General features: G+C 68.6%; 16 protein-coding genes and 3 pseudogenes. 9 read left to right on the top strand and 10 right to left on the bottom strand.

All coding sequences use genetic code 11. The annotated features are described in order from the left end of the window. Positions 1–224 precede the first annotated feature (224 nt). A pseudogene (locus ACFZDC_RS00095) lies at positions 225–1,107 on the bottom strand (helix-turn-helix transcriptional regulator). Positions 1,108–1,280: 173 nt separating this feature from the next. Between ACFZDC_RS00095 and ACFZDC_RS00090 the strand changes: the two are divergent. Beyond that, entirely contained in the window at positions 1,281–2,297 is a 1,017-nt protein-coding gene (locus tag ACFZDC_RS00090; protein ID WP_391319091.1) for a zinc-binding dehydrogenase, read from the top strand. A gap of 270 nt (positions 2,298–2,567) precedes the next feature. After that, positions 2,568–2,762: a hypothetical protein gene (locus ACFZDC_RS00085; protein WP_391319090.1), complete on the top strand. Its 195-nt coding sequence runs from the start codon at positions 2,568–2,570 to the stop codon at positions 2,760–2,762. A 246-nt stretch (positions 2,763–3,008) separates the two neighbouring features. Here ACFZDC_RS00085 and ACFZDC_RS00080 read toward each other — a convergent pair whose 3' ends face one another. Next, positions 3,009–3,683, bottom strand: coding sequence for an HAD family hydrolase (locus ACFZDC_RS00080; RefSeq protein WP_391319089.1), 675 nt, complete (start codon positions 3,681–3,683; stop codon positions 3,009–3,011). 36 nt (positions 3,684–3,719) lie between these two features. Further along, a complete protein-coding gene (locus tag ACFZDC_RS00075) occupies positions 3,720–3,929 on the bottom strand; it encodes a hypothetical protein (protein ID WP_391319088.1) in 210 nt (69 codons plus the stop codon). Between the two features lie 339 nt (positions 3,930–4,268). Here ACFZDC_RS00075 and ACFZDC_RS00070 point away from each other — a divergent pair, with 339 nt between their 5' ends. From ACFZDC_RS00070 to ACFZDC_RS00060, 3 genes are read left to right on the top strand one after another with little or no spacing between them, the layout of a single operon-like run. Next, on the top strand, positions 4,269–4,547 hold the full coding sequence (locus tag ACFZDC_RS00070; RefSeq protein WP_391319087.1) for a hypothetical protein: 279 nt from the start codon (positions 4,269–4,271) through the stop codon (positions 4,545–4,547). Positions 4,548–4,574: 27 nt separating this feature from the next. Next, positions 4,575–4,742, top strand: coding sequence for a hypothetical protein (locus tag ACFZDC_RS00065; RefSeq protein ID WP_391319086.1), 168 nt, complete (start codon positions 4,575–4,577; stop codon positions 4,740–4,742). A 6-nt stretch (positions 4,743–4,748) separates the two neighbouring features. Next, a complete protein-coding gene (locus tag ACFZDC_RS00060) occupies positions 4,749–5,198 on the top strand; it encodes a hypothetical protein (protein WP_391319085.1) in 450 nt (149 codons plus the stop codon). Between the two features lie 245 nt (positions 5,199–5,443). Here ACFZDC_RS00060 and ACFZDC_RS00055 read toward each other — a convergent pair whose 3' ends face one another. Continuing rightward, complete coding sequence (locus tag ACFZDC_RS00055) at positions 5,444–6,451, bottom strand: YhjD/YihY/BrkB family envelope integrity protein (RefSeq protein ID WP_391319084.1); 1,008 nt, start codon at positions 6,449–6,451, stop codon at positions 5,444–5,446. 412 nt (positions 6,452–6,863) lie between these two features. Further along, on the bottom strand, positions 6,864–7,322 hold the full coding sequence (locus tag ACFZDC_RS00050; RefSeq protein WP_391319083.1) for a hypothetical protein: 459 nt from the start codon (positions 7,320–7,322) through the stop codon (positions 6,864–6,866). Between the two features lie 342 nt (positions 7,323–7,664). Between ACFZDC_RS00050 and ACFZDC_RS00045 the strand changes: the two genes are divergently transcribed. Beyond that, complete coding sequence (locus tag ACFZDC_RS00045) at positions 7,665–7,994, top strand: hypothetical protein (RefSeq protein WP_391319082.1); 330 nt, start codon at positions 7,665–7,667, stop codon at positions 7,992–7,994. Here ACFZDC_RS00045 and ACFZDC_RS00040 read toward each other — a convergent pair. Continuing rightward, positions 7,912–8,394, bottom strand: coding sequence for a DUF6192 family protein (locus ACFZDC_RS00040; protein ID WP_391319690.1), 483 nt, complete (start codon positions 8,392–8,394; stop codon positions 7,912–7,914). The genes ACFZDC_RS00045 and ACFZDC_RS00040 overlap by 83 nt on opposite strands. Between ACFZDC_RS00040 and ACFZDC_RS00035 the strand changes: the two genes are divergently transcribed. Further along, the gene (locus ACFZDC_RS00035; protein ID WP_391319081.1) at positions 8,375–8,635 is read left to right on the top strand and encodes a GlsB/YeaQ/YmgE family stress response membrane protein; all 261 of its coding nucleotides are present in this window, start codon (positions 8,375–8,377) and stop codon (positions 8,633–8,635) included. The genes ACFZDC_RS00040 and ACFZDC_RS00035 overlap by 20 nt on opposite strands. A 425-nt stretch (positions 8,636–9,060) precedes the next feature. Here ACFZDC_RS00035 and ACFZDC_RS00030 read toward each other — a convergent pair whose 3' ends face one another. Both ACFZDC_RS00030 and ACFZDC_RS00025 read right to left on the bottom strand, forming a co-directional pair. Beyond that, complete coding sequence (locus ACFZDC_RS00030) at positions 9,061–9,342, bottom strand: nitrile hydratase subunit alpha (protein ID WP_391319080.1); 282 nt, start codon at positions 9,340–9,342, stop codon at positions 9,061–9,063. A gap of 250 nt (positions 9,343–9,592) precedes the next feature. Next, positions 9,593–10,273, bottom strand: coding sequence for a DUF998 domain-containing protein (locus tag ACFZDC_RS00025; protein ID WP_391319079.1), 681 nt, complete (start codon positions 10,271–10,273; stop codon positions 9,593–9,595). A 56-nt stretch (positions 10,274–10,329) separates the two neighbouring features. Between ACFZDC_RS00025 and ACFZDC_RS00020 the strand changes: the two are divergent. Together ACFZDC_RS00020 and ACFZDC_RS00015 are read left to right on the top strand one after the other, a co-directional pair. Next, positions 10,330–10,683: pseudogene (locus ACFZDC_RS00020) on the top strand (IS701 family transposase); the annotation flags it as partial. 526 nt (positions 10,684–11,209) lie between these two features. Beyond that, a pseudogene (locus ACFZDC_RS00015) lies at positions 11,210–11,707 on the top strand (aminoglycoside phosphotransferase family protein); the annotation flags it as partial. Positions 11,708–11,990: 283 nt separating this feature from the next. Here ACFZDC_RS00015 and ACFZDC_RS00010 read toward each other — a convergent pair. Then, positions 11,991–12,446, bottom strand: a complete 456-nt coding sequence (locus tag ACFZDC_RS00010; RefSeq protein ID WP_391319078.1) for a hypothetical protein — start codon at positions 12,444–12,446, stop codon at positions 11,991–11,993. 27 nt (positions 12,447–12,473) lie between these two features. Next, on the bottom strand, positions 12,474–12,839 hold the full coding sequence (locus tag ACFZDC_RS00005; RefSeq protein WP_391319077.1) for a hypothetical protein: 366 nt from the start codon (positions 12,837–12,839) through the stop codon (positions 12,474–12,476). Positions 12,840–12,941: the final 102 nt, after the last annotated feature.

Here is a 12,941-nt window from a genome sequence, read left to right as displayed (position 1 = left end):
CGGCGCCACTCCCAGTAGGGCCAGGGATTTGGCGCGGTGGCTGACGCTCCGTTGCCTTTTGGTGCTGGTGGTCCATACGGGCTGCCCCCTCCGAACTCAGGCGGGCGGACGCTCGGCCATCTGAAGGTGCGTGACCGGCAGTCCTGGGAGTCAGCCCTGACCTCGGCAGCCGTCGCACTGCACCTCCAGGGCGGGGTGATCCGGGCGGCCACGGTCGCCGGCGGTCAGCTGACGGAAGGGGAGGCCGAAAGGTCCTGGTCAGCGGCCCAGGAGGCGAGGATGCGCAGTCGTTCGTGGGTGGGGGAGCCCGGGGCGGCGGTCCAGACGGTGAGGTGCTGGTCGGGGTCGGTGTTGGCGGGTGAGGGTGTCCCAGTCCAGCACGAGTTCGCCGACGACCGGGTGGTGGAGGGTCTTCGTGCCCACCGTGCGCCCGGCGACGCGGTGGTCGCCCCACCACTGGGCGAACTGCTCGTCGCACAGGGACAGTTCACCGACCAGCTCAACAGACGGGGATCTTCCGGGTATTTGGCGGCTTCCATCCGCAGCTGCGCCACGGAGATCCGCGCAGAGACCTCACAGTCGGCGTACAGGGTGCGCATCGTGGGCTCGGTGAACCTGGATCCGGGGATAATTGCGGTGCTTCTCCGGAAGACGGGAGAAATCGATGACCAGGGTGGCGGCCAGCGAATTCCAGGCCAGAATGTCCCCGCGCCGGCCCTGCACGATGGCCGGGGCGGAGGTCAGGTCGTCCAGCACGCGCTGCAGCCGCGGCTGCACCTTCTGCCGGCCGCGGCGCCGGGCGCGGGCGGTCGGCTTGCCCGCAAGCTGGAAGAGGTGGCCGCGCTCGTCGTCGTCCAGATGGAGTACTCGCGCCAGGACATCCAGCACCGGCGCGGATGCCCGCATGCGGCCCTGTTCGAGGCGGGTGCAGTAGTCGGTGCTGATCGACGCGAGCTGGGTGACCTCCTCGCGGCGCAGCCCGGCGACGCGGCGGGAACGACCGGTCGCGGGCAGCCCGACCGTGCGCGGGCTCAGCTCGGCACGGCGCTTCTTGAGGAATTCTCCCAGCTCATTGAGGGGGACGCTGCTGGTCATGCTTCCCGGCATGGCACCGATCCCGCCCGGGGAAGGGGGGAGGGTTCACTCCCAGGATGTTCCCCTCCCAGGATGCCTTTCTCCGCTTTCCGCGCCTTCCCTCCCGTGTGACGCTCGATATCGAGCAGCCGTTTCACGCCATCCGGCTGCGGCACCCGAACCCTCGCACTGAAGGAAGCACCACCATGCGCGGAGCAGTCATCTACGCCCCCGGCGACGTGCGCTTCGAGGACCGCGAAGACCCGCAGATCCTCCAGCCGACCGATGCCGTGATCCGTACGGTCGCCACCTGTGTGTGCGGCTCGGACCTGTGGCCCTACCGCGGCCTGGAGCCCGTCGACGAACCCCACCCGATCGGCCACGAATACGTCGGCGTCGTGGAGGAGGTCGGCAGCGAGGTCACCTCGGTGCGGCCGGGCCAGTTCGTGGTCGGCTCCTTCGCCACCTCGGACAACACCTGCCCGAACTGCCTCAACGGCTACCAGTCCTCCTGCCTGCACCGGGAGTTCATGACCACCTGCCAGGCCGACTACGTCCGCATTCCCAACGCTCACGGCACCCTCGTCGCCACGGACGAGCACCCGGCCGGCGAGCTCGTGCCCAGCCTGCTCGCGGTGTCCGACGTGATGGGCACCGGCTGGTACGCGGCCGTCGCCGCTGAGGTCAGGCCCGGTTCGACCGCCGTCGTGGTGGGGGACGGCGCGGTCGGCCTGTGCGGTGTCATCGCGGCGAAGGAACTGGGCGCCGAGCGGATCATCGCGATGAGTCGCCACGCGTCCCGCCAGAAGCTGGCCACCGAATTCGGCGCCACCGACATCGTCACCGAACGCGGCGAGGAGGGCATCGCCCGCGTCAAGGAGCTGACGCACGGCATCGGCGCCGACTCGGTGCTGGAGTGCGTCGGCACCCCTGAGGCCATGCAGCAGGCCCTGCGCTCGGCACGGCCCGGCGGCAACGTCGGCTTCGTCGGCGTCCCGCACGACGTGGCCATCGACGGCCAGGAGCTGTTCTTCTCCCACGTCGGCCTGCGCGGCGGCCCCGCGCCCGTGCGCGCCTACCTGCCCGACCTGATCGACCGCGTCCTGACCGGCCGGATCAACCCCGGCAAGGTCTTCGACCTCACCCTGCCCCTGGAGCAGGTCGCCGAGGGCTACAAGGCGATGGACGAACGCCGCGCCATCAAGGCCCTCCTGAATCCCTGACCTCCTGACCGCGAAGCGCACCACCGGGCCGCGCACCACCCGTGTGCGGCCCCGCCCGGGCACGACGCCCCGAGCCCCCCAAGGACCGATCGTGACCACCTTCGCCCTCGTGGGCGCCGGCGCCGGCCTCGGGCCGGCCACCGCCCGCCGTCTCGGAGCCGCCGGCCACGCCGTGGCCCTCTTCTGCAGTTCCGAGCACCTGGACGACCTCACGGCCGAGCCGGCCCACGACGGTATCCGGGCTTCGCCGCCGAGAGCGCATACGCCCGTATGCTCCACGACTCGCTCGTCCCGGAGAACATCTGCGCCGCTCAGCTGATCATCCCCGGAGCCGTCCGCCCCGACGCCGAGCACAGCAGTCCCGACGTCCTGGCCGAGCGCTTGTACGACGCCCACGTCAGGCGTGACGGCTTCCGTCACCACACCGGGCCCCTGCCCGACCGAACCCCCGGACCCTTCCCGTGATCCCGGCCGCGATCGTGCCCATCGGGGCAAGCCCCTGCTGCATCGCCTCAGATGAGTCCGGCTGAGACGGCTGAGTCCGGGCTTCGGGCCGCACACCGGTTGTGCTGTTCGTCTCGGGCCGGAAGCTCGCCTTGTGCTGCCGCGGGATGAGCAACTCAGGGCCCTGGTATCCGCTGTTCGTGATCCACATGGCACGATGCGCGGGCTGACCAAGAGGCACGGTCGGGGGGAGCCTGATGTCCCGGGTCACAGGCCGGGGAACGGCTCTGTCAGTGACTCCAGCACGTGGTCGGCCTTGGCGGCGCGCAGTTGCTGTGCGGTGTAATGGCCGCTGGCGACTGCGATGGCGGTGGCGTCCGCCGCGTGCGCGGCCTCGATGTCGCGTGGGGTGTCCCCGACGACATACACCTCGATTCTGGTGAGGGCGCGTCCATGAAGTCGTGCGGCCTTCGCGACGGCCAGGCGTGTCACTTCGTCCCGGTCGGGGGAGTCCGATCCGTAGGCGCCGAAGACGAAGTAGCGGCCCAGCTTGCCGGGTTCCATTTTGAGTCTTGCCGCGCCTTCCATGGCGCCCGACACCACGCCCAGGATGGCGCCTGTCCGTCCGATCCGGCGTAGCGTCTCCTCGGCGCCATTCAGGACGCGATAGGTCTCGGATGACCAGATTTCCTCGGACAGGTGCCACAGATAGGCGCTGTAGAGCTGCATCATTTCGTCGTGACCGGGGTCGCGTCCCAGCACCGCGCGGAATGTCTCCTGTCCGACCTGCGGGTCGGTTTCGCCCGCCGACGTGTGCTGGCCGATGTCGGCGGGAATGCCGTGCAACTGGTCGAAGGCCCGGGCCCAACTGCGCCTTCCCGCGCCTCCGGTGTGCACCAAGGTCTCGTCGATGTCGAAGAGGACAGCGAGGGGGCCTGTCATGTCCGTTCTCCTGTGGCGCTGAGGTGATGAAGGTGGTCAGGTTCGGGGCGGCAGCACCGTGAGGACTCTGACGATGTGGTCCCGATACTCCTCCATGAAGTTCCGGAGGAATGCCTCCGTGCTGCTGTCGATGACCTCGCCGTCCTTCCCGAATACCCGCGGGGTGAATCTGATGTACGCCTCCGGTGCGTTCATCTGCGGAGAGTTGCAGTAGCTGAGGACGCTGCGCAGGCCCTGCTGGGCCACGGCTGTCCCGATGGCTCCCGGCGAGGCTCCGACCGGACGCTTGTGTCCCCGGCGGCTGGATGTTCCATGACTGCAGGGAACCACGGCAACGGGTTTCCGGCGTTCCGAGGGGATCCAATGGAAGGAGCGCCGCGTCGGCGGCCCGGTCCGGCCGCCGTCACGGCGAGCTTGCCGCGCGGAGGCAGCGGAGAATGAAGAAGCAGGCAGCCCTGTTTGCCGGCGCCCACTGCGGGGGCACCGAAGCCAGCCAGGATCGGCCCGGGGCCAGCGGCCGGCGTCGCCTCGCCGGAACGGTCGGGCGGCGCACCAGACGACAGCCAGGCGATACGGAGAGCGAGGATGGCCGCTCCGTCGGGCAACCAGTACGAGATTCGTCATGGCGAGCAGTTGGTCCAGATCACGGAGGTCGGCGCGGGCCTGCGGTCGTACACCGTGGGCGGACGCGGGATCCTCGACGGGTATGGACCGGACGAGATGTGCACGGGCGCTCGCGGCCACACCATGATCCCCTGGCCCAACAGGATCCGCGGGGGCCGCTACACCTGGGCGGGCAAGGGTTACCAACTCGACCTCAGCGAACCGGAGAAGCTGGGTGCCATCCATGACCTGACCCGATAGGCGCCGTGGAGATACCTGGAGGGCACGGTGGACTCCGCGTCGTTCGGATATGTGCTCCGCGCCTGCCCGGGATGGGACTGGGTGCTGGACTGCCGTCTGGAGTACATCCTGGCCGCGGACGGTCTCACCGTGGGCACGACGGTGACCAACCGGAGCGTGACGGATTGCCCGTACGCCACCGGTGCACACCCCTAGCTGACAGTGGGCACGCCGACGATCGACGCGGCGCATCGTCGGGTCCCCGGTGCCGTGTACCTGCCGGTGGACGACGTCGGCATTCCCACGGGTCCGCGCCCGGTCGACGGCACGCGCTACGACCTGCGGGAACAGCAGCAGCTTGGTGACCGCCACATTGATGTGGCTTATACGCGGCTGCGGCGTGACGCCGATGGCCGGGCGCGCGTCCGGTTCGTTCACGGTGAGGGACCGGCCGTCACGTTGTGGGTCGATGACGTCTACCCCTATATGGAGATTTTCACCGGCGACACACTCCCCGAAGCGGACCGGCGGCGTACCGGTCTCGGTGTGGAGCCGATGACGTGCGCGCCGGACGCGTTCAACTCCGGTGACGGGCTGCTCACCCTGGAGCCCGGACAGACGCGCCAGGCGTGGTGGGGCATCGATCCGGGCGTGAAGGAGGAGACGGCATGAAGGTGATCATCGCCACCGGGCCGGGACCATCTGGTGATCGGACCCGAGTCCCTCGGCCAGACGAAGGAGGTCCCCTCGGAAAGGGGCGTCACGCCGGGCGGGCGGTGCAAAGGCGCCTGCATTTGGTTCTCTGATGGCCTGCACACGGGCGGGGATGGCATCAAGGTTCTCGTGGACCTGCCGTCCCGATCACCGCCCTGGGCGGGGGCGTCTTCGAGGGAGGCGGGTCAGGGGAGGCGGACCGGTCAGGGGGGTCCCTTGTCGCCCACGGCCGGCGGCGGAGGCTCTCCGAAGCGGACGGAGATCTTCTCGAAGCCCTTGAAAGACTCTGTAGCCGCGTAGGAGCGGTAGGCGCGCAGGTCGCCCGTGGCGAGGTGGACATGGTCGGTGAAGGGCGCCGGCAGGCTGCGAGGCCATAGCCGCAGCCGGCGCACGGCGATGATCTCCGCCGTCGCGAGGTACACGATGGCGGCGAGGTAGATCCAGGCGAGCAGACCGAGCACGATGCCGAACATCCCGTAGGTGGCTGTGGCACCCCGCAGCACGTGCCCGATGTAGTAGGAGCCGCCCCACTGCAGTACCTGCCAGGCGCATGCGGCCCCCAGGGCCGGCCCGTACGTCACGCGCAGCGGCAGTCTGCGGGGGGTCATGAGTCGGTAACTCAGCAGGAGAAGAGCGGCATTGAGGACGATTCCCGCGACGCCGCTGACGATACGGAAGCCGACGGCCAGGCGAGTTCCGAAGATCGTGAGAGCGGATTCGGCGGTGGACAGTGCCGTCGTCAGACACAGACCGGCCGCGAGAAGGAGCAGGAAGCACAGACCCTTGGCCCGCGAGCGCAGCGGGTCGGGACGGGCATGCCGCGGCACTGCGAAAATCTTGTTCAGAGCGTGCTGGACTGCCTGCGCGACCCCGAGGGCGCCGTACACACTGCCCGCGAGACCCACGGCAACGGCGGCACCGCTGCCGTGGAACGAGTGGATGTTGTCGCCGAGCTGGTTACCGATCACCGGAAACTCGCTCAGCGCCGAATGGAGCACCGAGTGCTGCAGCTGCGGGTTGCCGTGCAGGGCGGAACTGAGGATCGCCACCAGGAACAGCAGCAGCGGGAAGAGGGAGACGAAGCCGTAGTACGCCAGCAGTGCGGCGAGGTACGTGGCCTGGTCGTCGAAGAACTTGTACACGACCGCGAGCGGCATACCCACCCACCGGTGCCGCCGCTGATATCGGTCCAGCCGGGCCAGCACGTCCATGTGCCCTCCCACACCCCCGGGCGCGAGTCCGCACCTCGGCGGACGCCATAGCTTCCGCGTGCCCCCGGCCGAACGATCCCACACCGACCACCGTGGTCACCGTGGTCGGCCCCGCGGGCGAACTGCTCGAGCAGGTCTCGTTCGATGGCGGCGCCGATCTCGTGGGGCCTGCGGGCTGCGGCAGCCGGCGACGGCCATATACGCGGTCAGGCCGACGGAGGCGGCGTCGTGTCTCACGGCGTCGAGGATCGGCCAGGTGGGCGGTGTCCGAGGCGAGTGCGTGGTCGAAGGCGTCACCGGCCGTCTTGGGCGGCGTGCATCCTCGGTCCCGGCCGTCTTGGCCAGGCGTGCCTCCCCGGCCGGCCTGGTTCACCGGCGCGCTATCGCGCGCAGCTGGCGCCCGGCTCGCCGATCAGTCGGAGGCCGCCACGATCCCGTAGGTCACCAGCCCGTACATCAGGTGTGGCACCGCGTCCGACACCCAGTCCTTCACCGACCAGGTCGTCGGATCGCTCACTCCCAGCCGCGCGATGGGCAAGTCGGTTGCCGCCATAGCCAGGGCGCCGGTGACCACACCGCCGAGCCACCAGGGCATGCGGACGCCGGCGCGGCGCAGCAGGGAGACGGCCGCACCGGTACCGCAGCCGACGGCGATGCCGGACAGTGCGCCCAGGCCGGAGAGCCGGTTGTCGCGGGTGTCTCCCGACCCGGGAACCGGACGCCCCACGTCCTGGGTGATCTTGTCAACGACCTGGGCGGGGACCTCGCTGGATGGTCTGCCCCGCAGTGCCATGTCGGCGTACGTCACAGCGTTGAGGACGGTTGTTCCGGCGGCGCCCGCCGCGCCACCGCGCACAATGCTCTGGATCATGCCAGGACGAGTTCCCCCGGGGTTGTGTCCGAAGCGTGCCCGGGTCACTCGCGGCGGGCGTCGGACAGATCAGTCGGATACGGAACAGTGGCGTTACCAGCCGCATGGCTTCCCGCCCTGTGAGACCTGCTACGGCTCTGCACCCCGGTGCGGTCCACGTACAGGATCGCGTTCATGATCTCGCGGAGGTTGCCCGTCGCCGGCGCACCGCGCTGGCAGGCCACGCGATCGCGGCACCCCCCGGGGCGGAGCCCCGCCGCGCGGAGTGGCCCCGGCCATGACGAAGGGGATGTGAAGAGGATCCTTACGGCGGAGGACGAGCCGATGCCGCACGCTGACCCTATGGGGTTGTTCGCCACAGACCCGGCCCGCATCTTCTGCGGCATCGTCTCCGGCCGAGTGCGCGCCAGCCGGGTGTACGCCGACCGTGCCCGGCCCGACACCGCCCAGCATCCGGCCTCGATGCCAGCCATCGCCGTCCTCGATCTGGATCTGGCTGCAGCCCTGGCCGTCGCGCGCCAGGAGACCTGGGCCACGGCGCACAGCCAGTACGCGGCCCAGCCCACTCCGGACCGTCCCGACGGCGCGATCATCGCCACCACCGCCCCGCACCGGTGCGCGGGTCGCAGGGGGCGTCCTCGATCGCAGCCCACCGCTCGGCATCGTCCATGACCGAGGCCAGGATGCGGCGGACGGTAAACCTTCGGGAACGAAGCCACGTTTGGCGACGCTGTTCTCCTTCCGTTCGGTCAGCTCCGTGCGTCCACGGCCTGTTTTGCGGCTCGCGGGACGGCAGCGGCCGCTCGCGGCAAGTACAGCGGGAGCACTGGCGGCGGTGGGGCCGCTGCCACCGACCGTCGGCGACGCCCCATGACGTCAACGTTCCGGCGCCTGGGCATGGCCGCGGACATCGGTTGGCGACTTGCCCGTCGGCAGCGGTCGCGCAGGTTCGGTTGCTGCTCGAACGGCCTTGCGCGGAGCAGGCGTAGCGCGGCGGCTCCCGGGCACGTGGGGATGTATCGAAACGCTGGTGCACTCTGAGAGGAGAAGTCGTGTCGTTCTTGTGGGCCATCATCGCGGGACTCATCATCGGTCTGCTGGCCAAGCTGGTCATTCCCGGGCGCCAGCCCATCCCGTTGTGGCTGACGGTCATCCTTGGTGTCGTCGGGGGGATCGCAGGCAATGCGCTCGCCAGCGCCTTTGGCGTAAGTGACACCAGCGGCATCGACTGGATCCGCCACATCTTCCAGGTGGGAGTCGCGGCCCTCCTCATCGCGTTCGTCACCCCGCTGTGGACCCGACGGCACGCCTGACTCCCTCGCCCCGTATGTCCCCCGTCGGCGACCGGCCGGCGGGGGACATCACGTGTCGCAAGACCGCAGCGCCTCGGCGTCGGTCGCGTCCCGCGCTGTTCAGTTGGCGATGCGGCGGCCAGTTCGGCAACGTCCGGGTGGGTGGAGGACGATGGTCGTGACACTTCGAGCCGCGCGTACTGGCGGCAGGGGCGGAAGACGAGTCCCGTCATGAAGGACGGTCCTGGGACGACGCCGGGGTCGGTGTCGTGGCGGCCATAGAACGGCTCTGTTGTGATCCTGGGCGCCACCTGCTCATGACGCCGTCGGAAACTGCGCTGAAAGTTCGCCCCCGCCCGCGCATTCCGCCGGATTCACTCAACGGCTTCTGGGCGGGAGCTGATAAAGCCCTGGCTCTTTCCAGGGTCAGCGGTTGATGTGGAAGGTTACGTGTCTCTCCGTTGTGCCGACGGGGACGGTATGCACGCAGCCGCCGATTCCGGTGTAGGCGCCCGTGCCTCGAGCAGCCGCCGTCGATACCCCGGGTCGGTCCACGCATTGGCGACGACCTTGGCGCCGTTGAGCGGGCCCACGTTGGTCTCGTAGGTGGTGATGATCCCGTCCATAGCCTTCGGGTCGATCAGGCCCCGCTCGGTGAGCAACTGCTCGAGTGCCTCGGTGCGCAGGGATGCGGGAAGGCGGTCGCCCCTTCCGCTGGTCGTCGTCATGAGGTTGTCTCCAAGTAGCTCTCGAACAGCTCTACGGTGACTGCGAAGGCTTCGACATCGGCGCCCGACGCGGTCACTGCCGGACTCACCCTCCGGTGGAGCTCCGGTGTGGTCGAAGGACGCGTGAACCGCGTGAAAACGCTCAAGCGTGCCATGTACGGCAGGGCCTCCTTCGCGCTCCTTCGCGCCAGAATCCTCACTCAACCATGACCGCACCAGACCGCGAACGAGCCGACCGTAGGAAGCAGCATCAGCTGCGAGCGGCCTGCGCGCCATGCCTTCTTGGCGGCGCATCCTGCGTGCGAGCCGCCTTGTGGAACAGACCACGAACTCCGGCTGCCAATGCCCATGCCAAGAGGGGAAATGCCGCCACCCGCTCCATGCCGCCCATCCCGAGTCCGAGATAGCGGTGGAAGAGGAAGAGCCCGAAGGCCATGATCGCTGTTACTCCTAGCAGGCTGGTCGCCCAGCGCAGCGGACCCCGCACATCGTCCGCCAGGCCGACGCCCGCCAGCCCAAGACCGATGTTGCCCATGACCATGATGAGCAGCGCACCCAGGACATGCTGGTTCTCGTGGACGTCCGCAGGCGCCAGCCCGGCCAATACGAATCCCACGCCGGCGCAGACCAGCAACCCCCGGACCACGAGCGCGGTCGCGCCTCTGCGCCACGCAGCGCCGGTGAAGAAAACACCGATGGCGAGGAGCACTCCCAAAGTGATGAACGAGGCATTCATCAGGCCATGTTCGGGGGAGCAGATATAACGGGGTTCGGGTTCCGACTGCATGGCGCAGTGAGCGTTACCTAAGTCGCTGATGTTGTTCCGTGCCCAACTGTATGGTCTGGCCCAGGCCGACTCGACGATCACGTGAGCCACAAAGAACTGCGCCACACCTGCGACCCACGCGGCGTATCCGATCCGAGTCTTCAACTATCCACCTCTCTTGCTCGGTTCACGTGTGAACAGGGGATCATGCACGGCTGGCCTCAGGCACTCCGACAAGCCCCCGGGCACGAGGTAGGGCAGACCCCACGTCCAGCCACGGCTCAGGGCTTCACGAAAGAGCGGACAGAGCCATTTTCACGAATCCCCATCAGGGTCCGGGCCCGCCGCCTGGCCCAGGTCGCCGCCACCGCGCAGGACGGCTGCTGGGACGGTGTCCTGCCCGAGGTCACGCTGCTGGTCGAATGGCCCGAAGGCGCCGAAGCACCCACCGACTGCTGGCTGTCCAGCCTGCCCGCCCACACCCGCCGGCCGAACTGGCCCGTCTGGCCAAGATCCGCCGGCGGATCGAGCACGACTACCGGGAACTCAAGCACGGCCTCGGCCTGGATCACTTCTACCTGGGGCGCGTCGAGATCCAAGCGTGCTGACACCTGCTCGTGCACGTCTCGTTCGCTGATGCTTCCGATGCTTCCGGCACGCCACACGTCGTGCATCCGCTCATTCACGGTGCCCAGCGGCAGTTCCAGCCGCTCTTCCCGCTGTTGCTCCCATCTCGTTGCCGGCGTGATCTACAGCACGCCTCCGATATTGAGAATGACGCAGGTAGCGGTCACGCGAAGTCCCCTTCTCCGTCCTGCCTGGCCGGCACACACCGCCCGCTATGTGGTCCATGGAGACACTGTCGTCCTTCCCTCTGGGGCAAGGTCAAGCGATCTTGGAACCTGGGGACAGCCCCGCCGCGAGCCGCCGACACGACTCGGCTGCTTCAGCGGGTGCCGTCCGTCGAAACTCGTCGGGCGTCCTGAGACGGGGGGACGTCCTGGGACGGGGGGATAAAGCAATCGCCTCCGCGTCAATGGTCCCGTAGGGTGCGCGGGTTGTCGTGGCGGAGAGGCGGTTCAGAACATGGCGCCCGGGGCAATGACGCGGGAGAAGTTGGCGAGTGCGGGGAGGGCTGCGCTGGGTGGCGGGCGGCGGCTGCAGGCGGTTGAGCGGGTTGCGGGCGGTAGTAAAAAGGGCGTGTACCGCCTGGTGATGGACGATGAGACGACAGTGATCGCCTACCTGTGGGACGCCGAGAACTACTGGCCGGCGGCCGCGGGCGACGACGACATCACCGACCCATTCTCGCCCGGTCTCGGGCTCGACGTGTTCGAGGCAGCACACGCGCGGCTGGACGCGCTCGGCGTCCGCGTCCCGGCGATCTTCTTCGTCGACCGCGACCGCGCCGCTTGCCCGGCCGACCTCGCGATCGTCGAGGACTGCCCGGGCGAGAGCCTGGAGGCACTACTCGTACGCGATCGACGCGCGGCTGCCCCGGTGATGGAGCGGCTCGGGGAGGCGCTGGATGCGATGCGGCGTCATCGCGCCGCTACGTACGGCAAGGTGGCCGTGGTCGACGGAGGGGGAACGTCGAAGTACATCGAGCCCTCGATGTCGATCAGCGTGGCCGCACCGCCGACGCCAGAGCCAGCAGTTGCTCCTCCAGCCGGCCCCGGGCTCCCGCGATGGCCCCGCCCCTGGCGGTCTGGCAGGCGGGAACCGGCAACAGCCGTTCCAGGAGGAACCATTCGAGGTCACTGGTGTCGGACGGGTAGCGGTAGCGGGGCAGGTCCAGGGACATGACCGGGGTGTCGGGCCGCGACCTGTGCGGGGAGCCAACTGCGGGGCGATCGCGGCCCGTCGCCTTCCTGCGGACAGGTCACTCCAGGTTGGCGAGGAGGTGCAGGGTCGACTCGATCGCGCCCATCTGCGCCCTGACCGTGCGGATGTAGGGGTCGTCGGGCCTCTTCTTCCGGTGCGCCAGGAGGATGCCTTTGATGAAGTTGACGATCCGGTGGTGGGTGGACTCGAAGAACGCCCGCTCGTAGCCGATCCAGACGCCCGGCGCGTCCTCCAGCATCCGGTATCCCCAGGTCCTGTCCCAGGTGATCGGCGGCAGGCCCTTCGCGGCGGCGACCTTGCGCAGATGACCGAGGCCGGTGGGGACCTGCGCGCGGGTGCGCTCGGTCGCCGCCATGAGCTGGACGACGGTCAGTCCGGCGGGACGGCCCTCCAGCAGGGCGGACAGGACCGCTTCGGCGTGGACGTAATAGAGAACGAAGAGAGCCGCCGGGAATCCCCCATCGTACTGGCGATCAACTGTCCCCAGTGTCATGTACGGAGAGTGGCCTCGCCATCCTGGTCAGGCGAGATCTGTCAGGTCCTCCGCAAACACCTGTGACAGAGGCTGCGGTCCCACATACTGCTGGCAGTTGCACTGACCAGCCTCGTAACGCAGCGGCTTCTTGTTCTCATCCCAGGCCGCTGGCACCTCGACGCGCTCGTGGCACTGGCCCTGCTTGTCGTGTTTGGCGAGATGGTGCGTGCATCCGCACACTGGCTCCGGAGACCTGTTCGCTGCTTCGACGGCCAAACGTTCCTGTCTCGCCGCCTCCAGCAACTGCACCTTGCGCTCATGCCGATTGCGCAGTGCGGTGCGCACGGTGTCAGCTGCCCACGCGAAGCCACCCGTCCAAAAGGCGATGAGAACCCACCAGAACCAGTCCATCCGCTATCTGAACCGCCCCGGGTTCGGTAGAGATCTCAGACTGTGGTTGTGACCTGGGGTTTCGTGAGTTCGGTGTAGTAGTTGGCTTCGTATTCGACGGGC

Origin of the sequence: Streptomyces sp. NPDC007905 (assembly GCF_042959345.1) — a bacterium.
GTDB lineage: Bacteria > Actinomycetota > Actinomycetes > Streptomycetales > Streptomycetaceae > Streptomyces.
The sequence above is the reverse complement of the archived record's forward strand: the minus strand, read 5'-3'. Positions and strand labels throughout refer to the sequence as shown.

Bases quoted from the DNA above. Each gene is read 5' to 3' on its own strand.
- ACFZDC_RS00090 (WP_391319091.1), top strand. From the start codon at position 1,281: ATGCGCGGAGCAGTCATCTACGCCCCCGGCGACGTGCGCTTCGAGGAC.
- ACFZDC_RS00085 (WP_391319090.1), top strand. From the start codon at position 2,568: ATGCTCCACGACTCGCTCGTCCCGGAGAACATCTGCGCCGCTCAGCTG.
- ACFZDC_RS00080 (WP_391319089.1), bottom strand. From the start codon at position 3,683: ATGACAGGCCCCCTCGCTGTCCTCTTCGACATCGACGAGACCTTGGTG.
- ACFZDC_RS00070 (WP_391319087.1), top strand. From the start codon at position 4,269: ATGGCCGCTCCGTCGGGCAACCAGTACGAGATTCGTCATGGCGAGCAG.
- ACFZDC_RS00055 (WP_391319084.1), bottom strand. From the start codon at position 6,451: ATGGACGTGCTGGCCCGGCTGGACCGATATCAGCGGCGGCACCGGTGG.
- ACFZDC_RS00050 (WP_391319083.1), bottom strand. From the start codon at position 7,322: ATGATCCAGAGCATTGTGCGCGGTGGCGCGGCGGGCGCCGCCGGAACA.
- ACFZDC_RS00045 (WP_391319082.1), top strand. From the start codon at position 7,665: ATGGGGTTGTTCGCCACAGACCCGGCCCGCATCTTCTGCGGCATCGTC.
- ACFZDC_RS00040 (WP_391319690.1), bottom strand. From the start codon at position 8,394: ATGGCCCACAAGAACGACACGACTTCTCCTCTCAGAGTGCACCAGCGT.
- ACFZDC_RS00030 (WP_391319080.1), bottom strand. From the start codon at position 9,342: ATGACGACGACCAGCGGAAGGGGCGACCGCCTTCCCGCATCCCTGCGC.
- ACFZDC_RS00010 (WP_391319078.1), bottom strand. From the start codon at position 12,446: ATGACACTGGGGACAGTTGATCGCCAGTACGATGGGGGATTCCCGGCG.
- ACFZDC_RS00005 (WP_391319077.1), bottom strand. From the start codon at position 12,839: ATGGACTGGTTCTGGTGGGTTCTCATCGCCTTTTGGACGGGTGGCTTC.